General features: G+C 67.0%; 19 protein-coding genes. 10 read left to right on the forward strand and 9 right to left on the reverse strand.

Translation table 11 applies throughout. The annotated features are described in order from the left end of the window. Window positions 1-1,128, reverse strand: coding sequence for an NDMA-dependent alcohol dehydrogenase (locus LEL84_RS12600; protein WP_065630320.1), 1,128 nt, complete (start codon window positions 1,126-1,128; stop codon window positions 1-3). Between the two features lie 398 nt (window positions 1,129-1,526). Here LEL84_RS12600 and LEL84_RS12605 point away from each other — a divergent pair, with 398 nt between their 5' ends. Continuing rightward, on the forward strand, window positions 1,527-2,483 hold the full coding sequence (locus tag LEL84_RS12605) for a R2-like ligand-binding oxidase (RefSeq protein ID WP_065630319.1): 957 nt from the start codon (window positions 1,527-1,529) through the stop codon (window positions 2,481-2,483). Here LEL84_RS12605 and LEL84_RS12610 read toward each other — a convergent pair whose 3' ends face one another. Genes LEL84_RS12610 through LEL84_RS12630 form a run of 5 tightly spaced genes read right to left on the reverse strand, consistent with a single transcriptional unit; the run spans window position 2,484 to window position 7,432 of the window. Further along, window positions 2,484-3,101, reverse strand: a complete 618-nt coding sequence (locus tag LEL84_RS12610; RefSeq protein WP_226511785.1) for an ABC transporter ATP-binding protein — start codon at window positions 3,099-3,101, stop codon at window positions 2,484-2,486. Then, the gene (locus tag LEL84_RS12615; RefSeq protein ID WP_065630440.1) at window positions 3,098-3,862 is read right to left on the reverse strand and encodes an ATP-binding cassette domain-containing protein; all 765 of its coding nucleotides are present in this window, start codon (window positions 3,860-3,862) and stop codon (window positions 3,098-3,100) included. The genes LEL84_RS12610 and LEL84_RS12615 overlap by 4 nt, the downstream gene beginning before the upstream one ends. After that, on the reverse strand, window positions 3,859-4,728 hold the full coding sequence (locus LEL84_RS12620) for an ABC transporter permease (protein WP_065630317.1): 870 nt from the start codon (window positions 4,726-4,728) through the stop codon (window positions 3,859-3,861). Before LEL84_RS12620 ends, LEL84_RS12615 begins: the two co-directional genes overlap by 4 nt. Beyond that, complete coding sequence (locus LEL84_RS12625) at window positions 4,725-5,819, reverse strand: ABC transporter permease (RefSeq protein WP_226514309.1); 1,095 nt, start codon at window positions 5,817-5,819, stop codon at window positions 4,725-4,727. Before LEL84_RS12625 ends, LEL84_RS12620 begins: the two co-directional genes overlap by 4 nt. Beyond that, complete coding sequence (locus tag LEL84_RS12630; protein ID WP_226511786.1) at window positions 5,801-7,432, reverse strand: ABC transporter substrate-binding protein; 1,632 nt, start codon at window positions 7,430-7,432, stop codon at window positions 5,801-5,803. The genes LEL84_RS12625 and LEL84_RS12630 overlap by 19 nt, the downstream gene beginning before the upstream one ends. 147 nt (window positions 7,433-7,579) lie before the next feature. On the opposite strand from LEL84_RS12630, the gene LEL84_RS12635 reads away from it, so the two are divergent. Both LEL84_RS12635 and LEL84_RS12640 read left to right on the forward strand, forming a co-directional pair. Beyond that, window positions 7,580-7,873 (forward strand): ArsR/SmtB family transcription factor, encoded by a 294-nt coding sequence (locus LEL84_RS12635; protein ID WP_068971395.1) that lies wholly within the window; start codon window positions 7,580-7,582, stop codon window positions 7,871-7,873. Between the two features lie 22 nt (window positions 7,874-7,895). Continuing rightward, complete coding sequence (locus LEL84_RS12640; protein WP_068971390.1) at window positions 7,896-8,753, forward strand: alpha/beta fold hydrolase; 858 nt, start codon at window positions 7,896-7,898, stop codon at window positions 8,751-8,753. A gap of 26 nt (window positions 8,754-8,779) precedes the next feature. Here LEL84_RS12640 and LEL84_RS12645 read toward each other — a convergent pair whose 3' ends face one another. Next, the gene (locus tag LEL84_RS12645; RefSeq protein ID WP_223258948.1) at window positions 8,780-8,953 is read right to left on the reverse strand and encodes a hypothetical protein; all 174 of its coding nucleotides are present in this window, start codon (window positions 8,951-8,953) and stop codon (window positions 8,780-8,782) included. 672 nt (window positions 8,954-9,625) lie between these two features. On the opposite strand from LEL84_RS12645, the gene LEL84_RS12650 reads away from it, so the two are divergent. Further along, entirely contained in the window at window positions 9,626-10,300 is a 675-nt protein-coding gene (locus tag LEL84_RS12650) for a slipin family protein (RefSeq protein WP_068971388.1), read from the forward strand. A gap of 150 nt (window positions 10,301-10,450) precedes the next feature. Here LEL84_RS12650 and LEL84_RS12655 read toward each other — a convergent pair whose 3' ends face one another. Continuing rightward, window positions 10,451-12,652 carry a 3-hydroxyacyl-CoA dehydrogenase NAD-binding domain-containing protein gene (locus LEL84_RS12655; protein ID WP_226511787.1) on the reverse strand — a complete coding sequence of 734 codons (2,202 nt, stop codon included), beginning with the start codon at window positions 12,650-12,652 and terminating at the stop codon, window positions 10,451-10,453. 47 nt (window positions 12,653-12,699) lie between these two features. Further along, the gene (locus LEL84_RS12660) at window positions 12,700-13,911 is read right to left on the reverse strand and encodes an acetyl-CoA C-acetyltransferase (protein ID WP_058252264.1); all 1,212 of its coding nucleotides are present in this window, start codon (window positions 13,909-13,911) and stop codon (window positions 12,700-12,702) included. 129 nt (window positions 13,912-14,040) lie between these two features. On the opposite strand from LEL84_RS12660, the gene LEL84_RS12665 reads away from it, so the two are divergent. From LEL84_RS12665 to LEL84_RS12690, 6 genes are all read left to right on the forward strand, one after another. Next, window positions 14,041-15,213 (forward strand): TetR/AcrR family transcriptional regulator, encoded by a 1,173-nt coding sequence (locus tag LEL84_RS12665; protein ID WP_065630438.1) that lies wholly within the window; start codon window positions 14,041-14,043, stop codon window positions 15,211-15,213. A 94-nt stretch (window positions 15,214-15,307) separates the two neighbouring features. After that, the gene (locus tag LEL84_RS12670) at window positions 15,308-15,925 is read left to right on the forward strand and encodes a TetR/AcrR family transcriptional regulator (RefSeq protein ID WP_226511788.1); all 618 of its coding nucleotides are present in this window, start codon (window positions 15,308-15,310) and stop codon (window positions 15,923-15,925) included. Window positions 15,926-15,990: 65 nt separating this feature from the next. Further along, window positions 15,991-16,914 carry an adenylate/guanylate cyclase domain-containing protein gene (locus tag LEL84_RS12675; protein ID WP_226511789.1) on the forward strand — a complete coding sequence of 308 codons (924 nt, stop codon included), beginning with the start codon at window positions 15,991-15,993 and terminating at the stop codon, window positions 16,912-16,914. A gap of 183 nt (window positions 16,915-17,097) precedes the next feature. After that, window positions 17,098-17,484 carry a hypothetical protein gene (locus LEL84_RS12680; protein WP_226511790.1) on the forward strand — a complete coding sequence of 129 codons (387 nt, stop codon included), beginning with the start codon at window positions 17,098-17,100 and terminating at the stop codon, window positions 17,482-17,484. A gap of 27 nt (window positions 17,485-17,511) precedes the next feature. Next, window positions 17,512-18,654, forward strand: coding sequence for a hypothetical protein (locus tag LEL84_RS12685; protein WP_226511791.1), 1,143 nt, complete (start codon window positions 17,512-17,514; stop codon window positions 18,652-18,654). Window positions 18,655-18,837: 183 nt separating this feature from the next. Continuing rightward, entirely contained in the window at window positions 18,838-19,368 is a 531-nt protein-coding gene (locus LEL84_RS12690; RefSeq protein ID WP_226511792.1) for an acetyltransferase, read from the forward strand. The last annotated feature ends 103 nt before the right edge of the window (window positions 19,369-19,471 follow it).

Below are 19,471 nucleotides of genomic sequence, written 5' to 3' on the forward strand. Positions count from 1 at the left end.
TCAGTAGTCGTCGTCGCCGTAGACGATCATGCCGCGGATGTTGTTGCCCGCCAGCATGTCGTCGTAGGCCTCGTTGATCTGGTCGAGTCGGTAGGTGTTGGTCACCAGGTCGTCGAGGTTGAGCTTGCCGGCCCGGTACTCGTTCAGGAGCGCCGGGACCTGCGTGCGGGGGCTCGCACCGCCGAAGATGGCGCCCTGCACGCGCTTCTGCATGAGGGTGAGATCGAAGAGGTTCATCTGAGCGTCCATCGAGGCGAAGTTGCCCATGCCCACGACGACGACCTGTCCCGCCTTGCCGGTGAGAGCAAGTGCCGGGGCGATCATCGACCCGTCGATCTCACCCACCGTGAGGATGGTCGTGTTGGCCATCTTGCCCCAGGTGATGTCACCGATCGCCTCGAGCGCCGCCTCCATCGACGGGAAGGTGTGTGTCGCACCCAGCTTTTCGGCCATCTGCAACTTGAACGGCACCGGATCGACGGCGATGACGTTGCGCGCACCGGCCGCCGCGGCACCCTGCACCGAGTTGATACCGACACCACCGATGCCCACGACCACCACGGTGTCACCGGCATGCGTGCCGCCGATCTCGACGGCCGAACCCCAGCCGGTCGCCACACCGCAACCGAGCAGCGCAGCCGTCTGGAGGGGGATGTCGTCCTCGATCTTGACCAGCGACGCCTGATTGACCGTGATGTACGGGGCGAAGGTGCCGAGCATGCACATCTGCACCAGGGGCACCCCGTCGTGGGTGTACGCGCGGTTCGTGTCGTCGGCGATGGACAGGCCGGTCAGAAGGCGCGCGCCCTCGTCGCAGATGTTCTGCTGACCGCGTGAGCACGGCTCGCACGTGCCGCACGCGGGGATGAAGGCGGTGACGACGTGGTCACCCTCCTTGAGGCGGGTGACACCCGGGCCCACCTTGGTGACGATGCCGGCCCCCTCGTGACCGCCGAGCACCGGCATGGGTGCCGGGCTGTCGCCGGTCCGCAGGTGGTGATCCGAGTGGCACAGACCCGAGCTGACGAGTTTGACCTGGACTTCGCCCGCGACCGGATCACCGAGCTCGAACTCCTCGATCTTCCACTCTTCGCCCGGATTGCGCAGAACTGCACCTTTGGTCTTCATTCGTGCTCCTCGCTCGTGCTACCCCGAATCGGGGCGTCAGATATCGCCGTCTGCTTATGCGACGTAGATCACATGGTGGTCCACCGATGACACCTTCGCAGGCGTTTCACGCAATCCATGGCACAGGATTGGGGGTGACGTTCCAGCCGAGGATTCCGTGGCGCGGCGCCGCTGTCCCGGCGGCCGGGAACCGCCGCAAAGTCGACGGCGAAAGACGCACAGTCGACGAACGAGGCGCACCGTCGACGACGGGTCCGAAGCGACGACGGCGCCGGACGGTCGGCATCACACCGCAAAGTATCTCGGCGACAACAGAGTTGGCCGATCCCGTATCTCCGGATCGAGGAAGGGGTTAGCGTCGGGGTATTCCACTTCCGAAGTGTCTGGCTGGTGATCTCATGACTCTCATCGAACACAAAGCGGAGGGCCGGCAGGACTTCTCGTCATTGCGACAAGGCGGTCTCAACTGGGACTCGTTTCCGTTGCGGCTCTTCGTGAAAGGCAATGCCCGGTTCTGGGACCCGGTCGCCATCGACTTCGCGCAGGACGCTCAGGACTGGGCCGAGCTCACTGACGAGCAGCGCCGGAGCGCCACCTATCTGGTGAGTCAGTTCATCGCCGGCGAGGAGGCGGTCACCCAGGACATCCAGCCGTTCATGAAGGCGATGGCGACCGAGGGCCGCTTCGGCGACGAGATGTACCTGTCGCAGTTCTGCTTCGAGGAGGCCAAGCACACCCAGGTGTTCCGGCGATGGATGGACGCCGTCGGCCTCACCGGCGACCTCCAGAACTTCGTCAGCGCGAATCCCTACTACCACCAGCTGTTCTACGAGGAGCTGCCGGCGTCCCTGCACATCCTCGACCACGACCCGTCGCCACGGAACCAGATCCGCGCCAGCGTCACCTACAACCACGTGATCGAGGGCAGCCTGGCACTCACCGGCTACCACGCGTGGCAGAAGGTCTGTACCCAGCACGGGATCTTCCCCGGGATGCAGAAGCTGATCCGGTTCATCGGCGACGACGAGCGCCGGCACATGGCGTGGGGAACCTTCACATGCCGCCGGCACGTGGCCGCCGATGACTCGCTCTGGGACGCCGTCGGCGAACGCATGAACGAGCTGCTGCCGCTCGCCCTGGGCATGATCGAGTGGGTCAACCAGCAGTTCGAGGTCCAACCCTTCGGCCTCGACAACGACGAGTTCCTGGCCTATGCCGCCGACCGCGCCCAGCGCCGGCTCTCCGCCATCGAGTCCGCCCGGGGGCGCCCGGTCGCCGAGATCGACCTCGACTACTCCCCCGAGGTCCTCGAGGACCAGTTCGGCGAGGACGACGCCATCCGCCTGCAGATGTGATCAGCGCCGATCGAGGTCGACGACATCCCGGCTGCGCGACTCCACCAGCCGCCGGTCGTGGCTCACCAGCAGCAGACCGGCCCCGGCGGCGACGAGGTCGTCGAGCAGCGAGGCCACGGCGCGGGACGCGACCGGATCGAGCATCGCGGTCGGTTCGTCGCACAGCACGACCCGCGGCTCCTGCACCACGAGCCGCGCGAGGCACGCGCGCTGCAGTTGTCCGTCACTGACTTGTGCGGGGTAGCGGTCGAGCAGCGCCGGGTCCAGCCCGACGCGCCTCGCGGCACGGTCGACGTCACAGTCGCGTCGCGCGATCGTCGCGGGTTCGGCGACGATCCGGCGCAGCGTCCACCGCGGGTTGGTCACCAACCGCGGATGCTGGGCGAGCAGGCCGACATCCCCGGGCCGCCGCCGGTCGCCGCACCACTCGACCGATCCCTCGGCCGGTGCGCTCAGCCCGGCGAGGATGCGCAGCAGCGTCGTCTTGCCACTCCCCGATCGCCCGACCACGCCGGTCACCGACCCGGCCGCCACGCCGACGTCGAGCGCGTCGAACACCACCGCGTCCCCGAAGCGCGCCGTGAGTCCCGTCCCGACGAGGAGGTCTCCCGTGGTCACGGCACCCTCTCGAAGAACCCGGCGACATAGGCGTCGTCGGAGTCGGCGATCTGATCGAGACGGCTGTGGTCGACGACCCGCCCCGCCCGCATGACGGCCACCGAATCGCACCCGCGGCGCATCGTCTCGACGTCATGCGTGATCACAAGGACCGCGGCGCCGCGCCGTGCGGTGTCGGCGAGGAGTTCCCAGATGTCGGCGGCGAGTTCGGCGTCGAGTGCGGAGGTGGGCTCGTCGGCGACGATCGTGTCCGGGTCGCCGGCCAGGGCCGCGGCGATCGTGGCGCGCTGTGCCATGCCACCGGACAGCTCGTGGGGATACAACCCGAGCGCGTCGGGGTCGAGCTGTACGCGCCGGCACAGCTCGACGGCGTCCTGCGTGCCGCCCAGGATGCCGATCACCTCGTCGAGCTGGGCTCCGACGCTGCGCACCGGGGTGAAGGAGGTGGCCACCGATTGGGGCACGAAGCCGACGCGACGCCCGCGGACCTCGCGCCACCGACGGTCGTCACCGAGCATTTGGTGGTCGGTGAACTCCTGGCCGCCCACCTGCAACCGTCCGGTCACCGCAGCGCCCGGTGGGAGCAGGCCGGACAGCACCGCCGCGACCATCGACTTACCGCAGCCGGATTCGCCCACGAGAGCGGTCAGCGTCCCGGCGGGCAACGGCAACGCGACGTCGTCGAGGACCCGGACCGCCGACCGGTTCCATCCACTTCGGGTCACGATGTCCACCGTCACCCCGTCGAGTCCAGCACTCATCGCCACACCTCACCGGCCGGCGACAACGTGGCTCGGCGCAGCGACGACGCCGCAGCCGCACACGCAAGAGCAGTGACCATCAGGGCGACGCCCGGCACCACCAGCGTCCACCACGCACCGGTGAGGATGTCACCGCGCGCCTGACCGAGCAGCGTGCCGAGACTTGCGGCATCCGGGGACAGCCCGACGCCCAGGAACGACAGCGTCGTCTCATGCCAGACCGCATGGGGCAACAGCACGGTCATCGCGACCAGCACCTGGCCGCTCACCGCGGGCGCCAGGTGACGGACGGCGATGAACGTGCGGGATGCGCCGGCCAGCCGGGCCGATTCCACCCACCCCGACGACATCGCCTCCAGCAGTTCGGCGCGCACCACCCGCGCCACGGCAGGCCAGTGGGTCAGGGCTATCGACGCGATGATCGCGACCGGCTCGCCTCGCCACATCGCGGCGATGACGACCCCGACGACCAGGTGGGGCAGGGCATTGACGCCGTCGACGACGCGCATGATCACGGCGTCGAACCACCCGCCGACCGTCACCGCGGTCAGCCCGACAATGACGCCGATGGCGGTTGCCAGGACCGCGCACGCCGCGGCGATCAGCAGTGAGATCCGCAGTCCCTCGGCGGTTCTGACACCGAGGTCGTACCCGGAATGATCGGTCCCCAGCACCGCCCCGGAACCCGGGGACATCAGTGATCGAGCGAAATCGGCGGTCTGGTCGCCTGCGACCACGGGCCACCCGACCGCCGTCACGACCAGAACTGCCAGCATCACCCACGGCGCGACGAGGGCCACGCGGTGACCGACCGTCGCCCGACGGTCGGTCAGCTGCGTCGTCGTCGCGCCACCGATCGTCGTCACGCGGTCAGTCCGATCCGCGGATCGATCGCCACCGCCGCCGCGTCGGACAGCGCGGACCCGAGGAGGACGAGCACGGCCGAACCGACGGCGAGTGCAGCGAGCAACGAGAAGTCCAGGGCGACGGCCGAATCGACCAGGGCTTCGGCGAGACCCGGCCATCCGAACACGGTCTCGACGATGGCCGCGCCGGCGATGAGTTCGGGCAGCCGGGTCCCAAGGAGTGCGAGTGTCGGCAGCACCGACACCGGAACCACGTGTCCTCGCAGCAGCGTCCACCCGTTCACGCCGCGGGCACGGGCTGCCCGCACCGCGTCCGAACCGGTGGCCTCGACGACGGCCGCGCGCATGGTCAGGAGCAACCACGGAACCATCGACACCGTCAGGGCCAGGTACGGCAACACGGCGTGGGTGACCAAGCCGTCGAGCGAGTAGTCGTCGCCGGGGCGTCGGGCGCCGGAGGTCGGGAACCAGCCGAGCGCGACCGCGAACGTGCTGACCAGCACGAGCGACACCACGAACGGTGGGGTCGCGGCCAGCATGGCCGCCAGCGCCGTACACGCCCGATCCAACAGCCCTCCCCGCCGCATGCCGATGACGGCACCGCCGACGACGGCGATCAGCGCGGCGGAGACCAGCGCGGCCGCCGACATCCCGAGGGTGAACGGAAGTCGTTGCGCGATCACATCTCCCACCGCCTGGCCCTGGGTCGACGACCAGCCCAGATCGCCATGGAAGAGCGCGACCCACCAGTTCCACCAGGCGCTCAGCCAGTGCTGGTCCAGGTCGTAGGCGGCCGCGATCGCCTCCCGCTGGGCGGGGGTCGCCGACTGGTAGTCGTCACCGAGATGAGCGGTGAGCGGATCGAAGGGCGATGCCGCGGCGACGGCGAAGATCCCCAGCGACACCAGGATCGTCGTGGGGATCATCAGTAGGACGCGCCGGAGCACGAGCCGGCCGGCGCGACGCGCCCGCGAGTCGCGTCCACGCGATCGCTCACGCCGAGGCCGTTCGCGCCGGGAGCGCTCCTCCGCGTCGACGTCGCGTGCAGACCCTACCGACGAGGTGAGCGCGGTCACGAGACCGGCTGCCAGGACGGGATGTTCCACCACGGACCCCAGGTCACCCCGTGCGAATGGGGCTCCAGGATCGGTGCGTCGTGCCGCCAGCCCTCGGCGCGGACGGCATAGGTGTGGTGGAGAAAGGCCAGGAAGACGTAGGACGGCTGGGCCGAATAGACCTGCTGAATGCGTTGGTAGCGCAGGTCGTTGTCCGGCCCGGGCGCGCTCGCGCGGGCCTCGTCGAGCAGCGCGTCCAGCCCGGGGGCGGTGAGGTCACCGGGGTTGGAGTACGGCGACGAGTCCGGAAACCGGGTGTGCAGCGTGTCGTAGATCTGCGAGTCGATGCTGTAGGGCGTCGCTCCCCCACCCAGAACCACTGCTGCCGTCGACAATTCGGAGTCGATGTCGTCCCAGCTGGTACCGCGGGTGAGCACCTCGACGCCGATCGGTTTCATCGCCGCCGCGAACGCGACCGCGAGGTCGCGGCGAAGGGTGTCCTGCGCGTTGTAGAGAAGCGGGAACGATGCGCGATCGGCGCCGCGGACACGTACGCCGTCGGCGCCCGTCCGCCACCCCGCCGCGTCGAGTGCCGCCCTCGCACCGTCGGCGTCGAACTCGAACTGCGCGCCCTCGTCGTAGACGCTCGCCCCGTATACCGGAGCGACCGGGGTGCTCGCGGGTTCGCCGTCACCGGTGAGCACATCGTCGACGACTGCCTGCCGGTCGACCCCCAGGTTCATGGCGAGGCGCGCCGCCGGATCGGCGGTGAAGGGGTTCGCGCTCGGCAGCGAGATGCCGCGCCAGTCAGCGGATTTCACCGAGATCACGTCGATGCCGTCACGGCCCTCGAGGCCTTCGGCGAGTCTCGGCGGCAGATTCGCGCCGTCGATCTCGCCGGCCGCGATCCGCTGTGCGCGGGTGTTGTCGTCGGGCACGTGGGTGTAGACGAGGCGCTGCACCGCGGGCCGATTGCCCCAATGATCCTCACGCGCAACGAAAACGGACTGGTCGGGTTCGAGCGATTCCAGCCGGTAGGCCCCAGTGCCCACCGGTTCGGTGTTCAGCGCCCACTCCGCGGCCGGCGCGTCCTCCACCCGTTCCGACGGTACGACGCCCACCAGGAGGTAGGGCGACGGATCGGCGTCGGTGTTCATCCGGACCGTCACCGCCCGCGGCCCGTCGGCCTCGACCGCGACGATCGGCGCGAATTCGGTGGAGATCGACGACGCCACCCGCGAATCGACGACCGCCCGGTACGTCGCGACGACGTCAGCGGCGTCGAAATCGGTGCCGTCGGAGAACGAGATGCCACTCTTGAGCGGCACCCGCCACGTCCGCGGCGCGACGCGCTCGGGCCGGGACTCGGCCAGGGCCGGGACGAGGTCGGGAACACGGTCATCGCCGTCCGCGGCCGGGACGAGCAAGCCATCGTAGACGGGTGAGACACCGAGCTGCGCGTAGCCCAGCATCGGGTTGAAGTCGCCGAGCGCCTGGCCCTCCCCGAGCACGATCTGATCGGCCACCGTGGGCTGATCCGACGCCGAGCAGCCGGCGAGTGCGACAGTCGCGAGCAGCACAGCAGCTCCGGCCGTGGCGACTCCGCGAACGACCGACGACGCTCCCCCTACATCTGTGTGCACGGACATATGTTCCCCCAGACACACATTTGCCGCCACCGGGGGCGGCGGTGAACGATGGGCGGTATACCTGCAGCAACACCGAGAGGACGAGGAGAGCCGGTGACCGACTTCGACCCGAACTCGTTTGACGCGGACTCCTGGGCTGCACGGTTCATGCTGCTCAGCGACCCGAACCGGCTCCGGCTCGTCGCGGAGATGCATGCCCACCCGGGGTCGACCGTGGCCGAGCTCGCCACCCGCATCGGCATCACCGAGAACGCCGCGTCGCAGTCGATCCGCAAACTGCGCGACCAGGGGTGGGTCCGTTCGGAGAAGGCCGGCCGGATGGTCCACTACGAGGTGGTCGGCGACGCGATCGTGCACCGCATCCTGCACGACATCATCGGGGTCGGACATCTGACCGCAGCGGATCGGCCGGATCACGCCCACCCGGTGACAACGGATTAGAACACGTTCTAGTCTGGTCGACGTGGATGTCACCTTCGATGCGACCAAACGGGAACTGACGACCGACCAGGGCACGCTGCGCTATCACGAGGCCGGTGACGCCGACGCGCCGCCGTTGATCCTCTTGCACGGGTCCGGCCCCGGCGTGACCGGCTGGCGCAACTACCGCGGGAACCTCGGTCACTTCGCACAGACGCACCATTGTTTCGTTCTCGAGTTCCCCGGCTTCGGCGTCAGCGACGCCGTCGAAGGCCACCCGGTGCTGACCGCCGGCGGTTCGGTCATCCGGTTCATGGACGCGCTAGGCATCGACAAGGCCGCGATGATCGGCAACTCGATGGGCGGCGTCGTCGGCGTCAACCTGGCGATCAAGAAGCCCGAGCGCGTCGAGAAGCTCGTGACCATCGGCGGCGTCGGCCCGAATGTGTTCAGCCCCAGCCCCAGTGAGGGCCTCCGACTCCTGCAGGAGTTCACCGACGCCCCGGACAAGGACAAGCTCGTCCGCTGGCTCACCTCGATGGTCTTCGACCGCGCCCTGGTCACCGAGGAACTGATCGCCGAGCGCTGGGAGGCCGCCATCAATCCCGACGCGCAGAAGACGGCGCAGATGATGTACGGCTCGGCGGCATTCGAGATGCAGCAGCAGTTCATGGCCGCGTCCGACAACCCGCCGTACTGGGCGTCGATGCACAAAGTCGCCTGCCCGACGCTGCTGACCTGGGGCCGCGACGACCGTGTCAGCCCACCTGACATGGCACTGGTCCCGATGCGCCTGATCCCCGACGCCGAGTTGCACATCTTCCCGAGGTGCGGGCACTGGGTGATGATCGAGGCCAAGGCTGCGTTCGAGGCGACGGTGGGGGCCTTCCTCGCCCGGTGACATCGATCTGGGAGAGGTTCTCCCGGTCAAACCCCCCGCGACCACAACAGGTACCCCACCGCGAGCGCGAACACACCGGGACCCAGACACACCAGGTGGTCGCGGGTCACCGCCTCGTCGAGGTCGGCGTCGGAGAGTCCGGCACGCATCGCGTGCTCGCGCAGAATCAGGCCGGAACGATCAGTGGGTATCGGGATCACGCGCACTTGGACGTGCGACGACCCCCTACGGTTCCATCCCCGCCCCCCTGGCCCGAAAGAATCACCGACTCATCCTGGTCCCTGATCCGAAGAACGACACAACCATTGCTCCCTGAGGTGCGAGGAGCTCCAGCGACGAGCGACGAGCGACGAGCGACGAGCGACTGAACTATTGCTCCCTGAGGTGCGAGGAGCGCAAGCGACGAGCCACGAAGGGCTCAGTGAGACGAGTCGCGACGACCCTTCGTGGCTCGCTTCGCTCGCACCTCAGGGAGCAGGGGTTGCGCGCGCACCTCAGGGAGCAGTAGTTGCGCTCGCTCCTCAGGGACCAGCGATCGACGCTCGTTAATTCCGTTGCGCCCCAGTGCACGACGCTGGCATAGTTCCCGTTCGGCACGAGGACCAGCAGACCGGAGCGGGGTACCGCGAAGTGTTTCTGCGCGTCGGAATCCTCGTCCGCCTTCAGATGGCAAGGGATACATCCCGAGCAGGTTCGAGTCCTGACATGGGCACCGCTCCCGGGAGCACGGGCCGGCCGGTCTTGTGGTCGTCGTCCGAGTCGTCCACGACTCCGCGGCGCACCCCACCGGCTCGCCCACCCACGAGCGGTGTCGCCATCCGAACCCATGCCCGACCCGACAAGCATTGCGACGCAACGGAAGGAGGATCGTCATGCTGTTCCACAACCGAATCACCGTCTCGCCGGGTCACACCGTGCTGGCCTACCGGGGTACCGCCGTCCAGGCACTGCCCGCCGGCCGCCACCGTGTGCGCAAGCCTGACGCCACGTTCGACGTCGACCTGCGCGAGCGACTGATCCCCGTCGCGCCGCAGGAGGTACTCACCGCCGACTCCATGTCGGTGCGTGTCTCGATGACGTTGCGCGCCTGCGTGATCGACGCGGTGGCCTTCGTCGAGCGGTCTGCCGACCCGATCGGCGCGGTCTACCTGGCCGCGCAGGTCGCGCTGCGCGAGGTCTGCGCCGGCGTGGGTTCGGACGACCTCATCCGTCGCGGCGACACCGTCGACGTCACGCCGATCCGCGCCGCGGCTGCCGAGGTAGCCGGCACCGTCGGTCTGGAGGTTCTCGAGGTCGTCATTCGCGACGTCATCGTCCCGGCCGAGGTCCGCACCGCGGCCCTCGAGGTGATCACGGCGAAGACCCGCGGTCAGGCCAAGCTCGAGGCGGCACGCGCGGAGACCGCCGCGCTGCGCGCGCTGGCCAACGCGGGCCGGTTGCTCGATGCCCACCCGGCACTGGCCCAGCTGCGCCTCGTCGAGGCGGTGCCCTACGGCGCCCGCGTCGTCCTCAGCGTCGGCGGCGCCGAGGTGGCGACCGAGGACTGAGCCTTCCCGCGGTCCCGTTTCCGTCCCGCTGATCAGATCAGATCAGCGGCATGGAAATGGCGACGCGGGAACGGTTCTGGCACAGCAAAGCCCCGGCCGGAACGAATCCGGCCGGGGCCCTTGTTGTCTGCTGGTCACCCAGCGAAATCCCTACTTCGCAGCGAGGTTTTCGTTGGTCAGCTTGGTGACACCCTGCTCGGCCTTCTCGACCAGCGAGGCCGGCGGCTCGAAGTGCTTGCCGTACTTGCCCGCGAGTTCCTTGGCACGCGCGACGAAGCCGGGCACGCCACCCTCGTAACCGTTGATGTACTGGATGACACCACCGGTCCAGGCGGGGAAGCCGATGCCGAAGATCGAACCGATGTTGGCGTCCTCGACGGAGGTGAGCACACCTTCGTCGAAGCACTTGACGGTCTCGAGGGACTCGGCGAAGAGCATCCGCTCCTTCATGTCCTCGAGCGGGATCTCCGTGGTGCCCGACTTGAATTGCTCACGCAGGCCCGGCCAGAGCTGGGTGCGCTTGCCGTTCTCGTCGTAGTCGTAGAAGCCCTTGCCGTCCTTCTTGGCGGTGCGGCCGTTCTCGACCATCCAGTCGACGACCGCGTTCGAGCCGTGCTGCGGAAGTTCCTTGCCCTCGGCCTTGGCCGCTGCCTCGGTCTCTTTGCGGATCTTCTGCGGCAGGGTCAGGGTCAGCTCGTCCATGAGCTGCAGCGGCGCGGCCGGGTAGCCGGCCTGGGTGCCCGCATGCTCGATGAAGGCCGGCTCGACGCCCTCGCCGACGGCCGCGATGGCCTCGTTGACGAAGGTGCCGATGACACGGCTGGTGAAGAAGCCACGGCTGTCGTTGACGACGATCGGGGTCTTGCGGATCTGCAGGGTGTAGTCGATGACCTTGGCCAGCACGGCATCCGAGGTCTTCTCACCCTTGATGATCTCGACCAGCGGCATCTTGTCGACCGGCGAGAAGAAGTGGATACCGATGAAGTCCTCGGACCGCTTCACGCCCTCGGCGAGGATGGTGATCGGCAGGGTCGAGGTGTTGGAACCCAGGACGGCGTCGGGCTCGACGATGTCCTCGATCTCCTGGAACACCTTGTGCTTGACCTCGACCGACTCGAAGGCGGCCTCGATGACGAGGTCGACGCCCTTGAAGTCGGCGGCGTCGACGGTCGGGTGGATACGGGCGAGCAGCGCGTCGCTCTTCTCCTGGGTGGTCTTGCCCTTGGCGAGAGCCTTCTCCTCGAGCTTCTCCGAGTAGCCCTTGCCACGCTTGGCGGCGTCGAGGTCGATGTCCTTGAGGACGACCTCGATGCCGGCCTTCGCCGACACGTAAGCGATTGCCGCGCCCATCATTCCGGCGCCGATGACGCCGACCTTCTTGGCGGTGAACTTGTCGTAACCCTCGGGGCGCGAGCCGCCGCCGTTGATGTGCTGCAGGTCGAAGAAGAACGCCTTGATCATGTTCTGCGCGACCTGGCCGGTGACCAGCGAGACGAAGTAGCGGGTCTCGATGATGTCGGCGGTGTCGACGTCGACGTAGGCGCCCTCGACCGCGGCGGCCAGGATGGCACGCGGAGCCGGCATGTTGGCGCCCTTGATCTGCTTGCGCAGCAGGGCCGGCAGCGCCGGGAGGTTGGCGGCGAACGCCGGGTTGGTGGGGGCACCGCCCGGGATCTTGTAACCCTTGACGTCGAACGGCTGCTGAGCCTCGGGGTTCTCCTTGATCCATGCCTTCGCGGCGGGGATCAGTTCCTCGATGGAGCCGACGACCTCGTTGACCAGGCCGGTCTCCTTGGCCTTGGTCGGGTTGAAGCGCTGGCCCTGGAGCAGGACACCCATGAGGGCGTTCTGGATACCGAGCAGACGGACGGTACGCACGACGCCACCGCCGCCGGGCAGCAGGCCGAGGGTCGCCTCGGGCAGGCCGATCTGAACACCCTTGACGTCCGCGGCGATGCGGTAGTGGGTGTGCAGCGCGATCTCCAGGCCGCCGCCGAGCGCGGCACCGTTGATGGCCGCGACGACCGGCTTGCCCAGGGTCTCGAGACGACGCAGCACCTTCTTCATGGCGTTGGTGGTCTCGGTGATCTGCGTGGCGATCTCCTCCTTGGAGACACCGCTGCGATCGCTCGTCATGTCCTTGAGGTCGCCACCGGCGAAGAAGGTCTTCTTCGCGGAGGTGAGGACGACACCGGTGATGTCGTCCTTCTCGGCCTCCAGGCGATCGACGGTCGCGGCCATCGACTCCTGGTAGAGCGCGTTCATCGTGTTGGCGCCCTGGTTCGGGTCGTCCATGGTCAGGATGACGACGCCGTCGGCGTCCTTCTCCCAGTTGATCATGTTGTCACTCATGGTGATTCGCAGAGTTCTTTCTCGTGAAGTGGTGGTCGCCGGGAGAGTCAGAGACGCTCGATGACGGTCGCGACGCCCATGCCGCCACCGATGCAGAGGGTGATCAGGCCGTAGCGGCCGCCGGTGCGCTCGAGCTCGTCGAGGCAGGTGCCGTAGATCATCGCGCCGGTTGCACCGAGCGGGTGACCCATGGCGATCGCGCCACCGTTCACGTTGACCTTCTCGTGCGGGATCTTCAGATCCTTCATCCACTTCATGACGACCGAGGCGAAGGCCTCGTTCAGCTCGAACACGTCGATGTCGTCGACCGTCAGGCCGGCCTTCTTCAGCGCCAGCTCGGTGGCCGGAGTCGGGCCGGTGAGCATGATGGTGGGCTCGCTGCCGATCTCGGCGAAGGACACGACGCGGGCGCGCGGGGTCAGGCCGTTGCGCTTGCCCGCCTCCTCGCTGCCGACGAGCACGAGGCCCGAACCGTCGACGATGCCGGAGCTGTTGCCGCCGGTGTGGACGTGGTTGATCTTCTCGACGCTCGGGTACTTCTGCAGTGCCACGTCGTCGAAGCCGGCCATGTCGGCCAGGGCGGCGAAGGCGGCCTTCAGCTTGCCGAGGCTCTCGACGGTGCTGCCGGGACGACGGTGCTCGTCGTGATCGAGGACGGTGACGCCGTTGATGTCCTTGACCGGAACCACGGACTTGGTGAAGTAGCCGCTGTTCCATGCCTTTTCGGCACGAGCCTGCGACTCGGCCGCGTAGGCGTCGACATCCTCGCGCGAGAAGCCCTCGATGGTGGCGATCAGGTCGGCACCGATGCCCTGCGGGACGATGTAGTGGTCGTATGCAGTGGCCGGGTCGGTGAACAGCGCACCGCCGTCGCTACCCATCGGGACGCGCGACATCGACTCGACGCCACCGGCCAGAACCAGGTCGTCGAAGCCGGAGGCGACCTTGGCCGAGGCCAGGTTGACGGCCTCCAGACCCGAGGCGCAGAAGCGGTTGATCTGGGTTCCCGGGACGGTCTCGGGGAGACCGCTGTTGAGGGCGGCGGTGCGCGAGATGACCGCGCCCTGCTCGCCGACCGGGGAGACGACACCGAGGATGACGTCGTTGACGTCGGCCGGATCGAGGCCGCCGTGACGCGACAGGACCTCGTTGATGAGACCGGAGACCAGGTCGACCGGCTTCACGCTGTGCAGCGAACCGCCGCGCTGCTTGCCACGAGGCGTACGGATCGCCTCGTAGATGAATGCTTGATCAGGCACGAAAGTGTTCCTTTCACACGAACCACTGGTTGGTTACCCACCGAGGCTAACGCGGAATAACTAGTTTGGCTATACCCGGTGGTCAAGAGGTCTGGCGTTCTGTCGAATGTGCGCTATGGTCTGTTCACCATGCCTGACCCCAAACCCGCCACCCGCACCAGGGGCGCCGACCGCAAACGACAGCTCGTCGACTCCGCGGCCGCGCTCTTCCTCCAGCGTGGGTATGCGCAGGTCTCGCTGGCCGACATCGCGCGCTCGGCGGGGGTTACCGCGCCGTCGGTGTACCGGCATTTCGACGACAAGCAGTCGCTGCTGGCCGCGGCGGTCCTGGCCGGCGTCGACGATCTCGAGTCCTGCACCGACCGGGCGCTCGTCGACGGCGTCGACGCGAACTCGCTGATCTCGACGGTCTGCGACCTGGCCGTCCAGCGTCCCCAAGCGGCATCGCTGTGGCGGTGGACCAGCAACTACCTCACCACCGAACAGAACAAACTGGTGGCAGTCCGCACCCGCGAGGTGATCGGCCACTGGGCGTCGGCGCTCGCCGCGCGACGTACTGATCTCACCGAGCGCGAGGCCGTGCAGCTGGCGTGGGCGGTGCTGAGCGTCAGCGGCAGCCTCACGGTGCATCACACCCGCATGTCCGGGGCGCGCGCGCGAGACGAGATCGAGAAGCTCATCCGTCGGATTCTCGCCCTGAGCCCCACCGCGGCACCGCCGTTCGCGACGTCGCCGACGGTCACCTCCGTGCCCGGTTCGCGGCGTGACGAGATCCTCGACGCCGCCGCCGAGTTGTTCGCCGACCGCGGCTACACCGACGTCGGCGTCGACGAGATCGGCGGCGCCGTCGGCATCGCGGGTCCCAGTGTCTACAAACATTTCCCGTCGAAGCTGGCCATCCTCGTCGCCATCGGACAGCGCAGCGGCGCGCGCCTGGAGGCGGGGGTGATGGCGGCCTACGGTGCCACCTCGGACCCCGCGAAATTGCTTGCCTCGCTCGTCGATTCGTATGTCGACGTGATCACCAGCACCCCGGATCTGTCGGTGAGCTTCAACAACTCCCCCGCACTCGCTGGACAAGCGAGCGCCACCGATCTCGTCGACGTGCAGCGACGTTATGTGGCGCGCTGGGTGGATCTGCTCATGCAAGTCGATCCGGAGATCAAGCGCGATCAAGGCGCGGTCGCCGTGCACGCGGCGCTCTCGATCGTCAACGACGCCGTGCGCATGCGACGCGGCTCGGAGAGTCCGCAGTTCGCCGCGCGGATGGCGTACCTCATGAAGGGCGTGCTCGCACTCTGATACGCGCCGACGCGGAGTGCGCTGATTCGTGCCGCGGCTCAGATGAACCCGACGCTGTCCACGTTGTAACGTCCGGCACGAGAGAGGGGGCGCGATGTCGGTAGCTGTGGATGACGGTTCCGGATCCAAGCGCGCGCAGATTCTGACCGTCGCGACAGAACACTTCGGCACAGTCGGTTACGAACACACGAAGTGGGCATCGATCGCCGACGAGGTCGGCATCGGACAGACCGCGCTCTACCACTATTTCGAGTCGAAGGCACACTGTCTTCTGACCATCATGCGCATCCAGCTCGCCGATTCGATCGAGCGATTCCGAGCAGGGACCGCCGGTATTCCTGACCCGGTTGAAGCCTTCGGCTCAGCAGTTGCGTCATCGCTGCGCGGGGAAACCGTCGACGTGCTGCAGCGACGAATAGTCCAGAACCAGATTGTCATCCTGGGTACTCCTCGCCGGTCGGACGGAGAAGAGGCCGAACGCGTCCGGTCGCGCGAACTGGTCGCCGAGATCGAGAGCAACTGGGCACACCTGATCAAGCGTGGAATGGACGCCGGCGATTTCGTCGACGGGGACGCCATGCTCCAGGCGCGTCTCGTACTGGGCGTCCTGGGGAGTGTGTGGCGCTGGTACCGCCCGGGTGGCCCGTTGTCTCTCGACGACGTGATCCGCACGGTATCGGACGCGACGATGCGGATGCTCTCCGCGCGTTAGACCGACCCTGCCGGACCGGTCTGCCCGCTATGCTGAGCCGACGCCGGAGATGGGACTCGGATCGGATGAACGACGCCTCGGAAGCGCGGGACCGCCCCCGCTACACTCGCGACGAACTGGTCGCCGAACTCGGACTGTCCGCTGATTTCGCCGAGAAGGCTTGGAATGCATTCGGTTTCGTGCGTCAGCCGTCCTCGGACAAGGTTTTCTCCGATCGCGACCTCGCCGCGCTCCGGATGTTCGCATCCTCTTCGGCGGCGATGCCGGAGACCAGCCAGATCGCGATGGCCCGGGCCATCGGACAGACGATGTCCCGACTCGCGGAGTGGGAGGCCGACCTGCTGCGTGACATCGTCGACGACCCCGCGGTGCCGTGGGACTTCGACCAGATGAGCCTCGCGCTCGGCCAGATCCAGCAACTCATCTGGCGTCGGCACATGGCGCAGGCGATCGAGCGTCACACCGATCACTCCGACGACGAGGAGATCGACCTGATCGTCGGATTCGCCGACATCGTCGGCTATACAAGCCTTTCCCGACGCATCGATCTGAATGACCTGGAGTCCCTTCTCGGCTCGTTCGAGGACGACACCTTCGACGTGGTCGTGGATCATGGTGGTCGCGTCATCAAGACGCTCGGCGACGCGGTGATGTTCACCTTCGACGACGCCCCCGCGGCAGCGAGTGCCGCCCTCGAGATCCATCAGCTCTCCATGGACGACAGTCTTCCGCCGTTGCGGGTCGGCATGGCGCGCGGCTCCGTCCTCGCCCGACTCGGTGACGTCTTCGGCGAGCCGGTGAACATCGCCTCGCGCCTCGCTGGATCCGCCCGTCCCGGAACCACACTCATCGACGACGCGATCGCCGACCAGCTCGGCGGTGACGACCGCTTCTACCTCAAATCGATACCGACACTGCGCGTTCGGGGGTACAAACACCTCAAGGCCCGTGTCCTCGAAGCACACCGCGACGGCCCGCTGAACGACTGACCCACTGGCGAACCTCATTTCGACCGATGGACTTCGATCGAAGTCCATCGGTCGAGTTGAGGTTCGCCGGTCACAGCGACTCATGGCTGTGGACGGTGGCGAGCTGTTTGCGCCCTGCCCGGCTATCGTCATCGTCGAACATTTATGGTGGTTCGCGAAGTCAAAGGGAGAATTTTGTCGGACATGATCGTCGATCCAGCGGCTGTCGGGGCGTCAGCGACGGAGATCTCGAGATGCGCATCCCGTCTGATGGCGTTGGAGCTCACCTCCCATGCCGGACTGGACGGTACGACAGCGACCTTCAGCCAGCTCGCCGGCCAGTTCCGCGGAGCTTCGAGCGACATGTCCGCGGTGGCGGCGGGTGCCGACGAACGGATCGCATCCGCGCTGGCCAATGTGTCCGGCACGGTGTCCTCGTTCTCCGAACTGGTGCTCGGCGCCAAAGACACCACCGTCGAGACCGATCAGGCGAGTGCGAGCACGATCAAGGACGCCACTGCCTATCCCGCACGGCAAGGACAGCAGACCGACCACGTGGTCCCGCTCAGCGTTCTACTGTCGGTCCAATAGGTCGTGCCGCCCAGCTATGACGACGTCATGTCCTGGAACCCCGAGGTCATGACGTCGATCGCGAATGGGATCACTCGACTGCAGGCACATCTGGAGGTCGAGGCACCAAAGGCCGGAGAACCGGTTCTCAACCTGACGCGTGCTCAGTGGACCGGGATGGCTCGAGGTCCTGCCGATGATCGCGCCGAGGGCCTCACCCGGTGGATTCGCGGTGTGGCCGATGAGTTCGGCGATCTGGCTTCCGTACTTACGAACGGGCAGATCGGCATCCGCGATGCGATGAGGGCACTCGAAACCCGAACCAGCCTTGCGGACTCCGAGGGTTACATCCTCGATCGTGGAAGCCGCGAGTACACAATCAACTTCGACGAGTCTCGCGCACCAAAAGATGCAGAGTACGACGCGGGGAAGGCATTCGAGCACCATTCCGCGCTCATCAGCCTCGGAGCCGCGGCCGACAACGCCGTCACCGCCACCCGCGACGGGATCAACTCAGCACTCGGCGAACTCGGCGGAATGACACCCGCCGCCAATGCCGTCAACCGCGGGCTCGTCGACTCGAGTCTCGCAGCGAGTGACGCCGCCGCCGTGCGCGCCGGCACGGCGACTCCTGAACAGCGTGGGCGATTTCTTCGCGCGATGAATCTGACCCCGGAGCAGCTGGAAAAGTTGAAAGCCGGGCAACCCTCGGACCTGGAGCCATCACGCCTCCAGTACCTCCTCAACGCCTTGGGACTTGCGGGCATGGACCCCAGGAGCGCGGCCGTCACTGGAGCATTTTCTGCGCTCCAAAGGCGTGGCAATGACATTGAACGTGCTTACAACCGTCCCCGCCGTGCCGTGGGTCAGGCCGGGATGGGTGCCGACGATATTGCTCGGTTGAACTCCGTCGGCAAGAATTTGGCCCGCGGTTCCTTCTGGGCCGGGACTGCGGTCACCGCGTATGACGAATGGAGCAAGTTCGATCGGGGTGAGCAAGACGGCGGCGACGCGATAGCGGGCGGCGCAGGCGCCTTGGGGGGTGGCGCGTTAGGAGGACTCGCTGCAGGAGCAGCCGTCGGGTCCTTTGCCGGCCCCGTCGGTACGGCCATCGGGGCGGGAATCGGTGCCGCGATCGGAAGCAGCGTCGGTGCGAACATCGGCAAGTCGGTGAAAGGTTGGTTTGATTGATGAACACGAGAAGGAACAAGCACGTAGGCGCCCATCACGCAGAGTCGTTTCCGAAAGGCCGTTCCTACTACCTATCCGATGCAACCCATCAGCTCAAGAACATGCTCGTCTGCCTCCCCTCAGGCCTGGCATTCGCCCTCGGGCTCCTAGCCGGAGGAGCTCTCGCGTGACACGAGCAAGCACGTGATCGCGGCAATCGAGTACGCGATCGTGAATCTCGGCAGCACGGCGACGCTTCGCGCTTCGACGCCGACGCTGGATTTTCTGCCGGCACCCGCCTGGTACGCCATGGATGCCGACGCCGCACACGAGGCCGACGCGAGTCGAGTACTCCTCCGTTCGGAAAGTCCGGTTCCAGAGTTCGTCTCGAACGTGGTTGTCCAGTACTTCGACCTGGGCCCCGTCGACGTACTTCGATTGAGCACACTCGACACCACCCTGGACATCACAGCACTGCAAGACGCTACGGTACTGAACCACAGTGCGCACCGAGACGGCTATCTATGTGTGGACGACGGAAGCTACAGAGCCGAAGGCCGCGAATTGCGCCTTCGCCGATCACAGTTGGCCTACTGCGGATCGGATGGGAACTCGATGCTGTCCCTGTTCACGGGTACCGTCCCGATCGCCGATTGGGACCGGGTAATCAGCGAGATCACCGAGATGGAGGACCGTTGGCTGCGGACGACGACAACAACAAGTGGCGGGAACTGAGGACCTACTTCAGTGGGAGGTTCTCGATGTTCGTCACCTACCCGATCCTCTGTTTCATACTTGGATTGGTCCTGGCCTACTTCACCAGCACGTCCTGACCACG

Origin of the sequence: Gordonia sp. WA4-43 (genome assembly GCF_020520305.1) — a bacterium.
Taxonomy (GTDB): domain Bacteria; phylum Actinomycetota; class Actinomycetes; order Mycobacteriales; family Mycobacteriaceae; genus Gordonia; species Gordonia hongkongensis.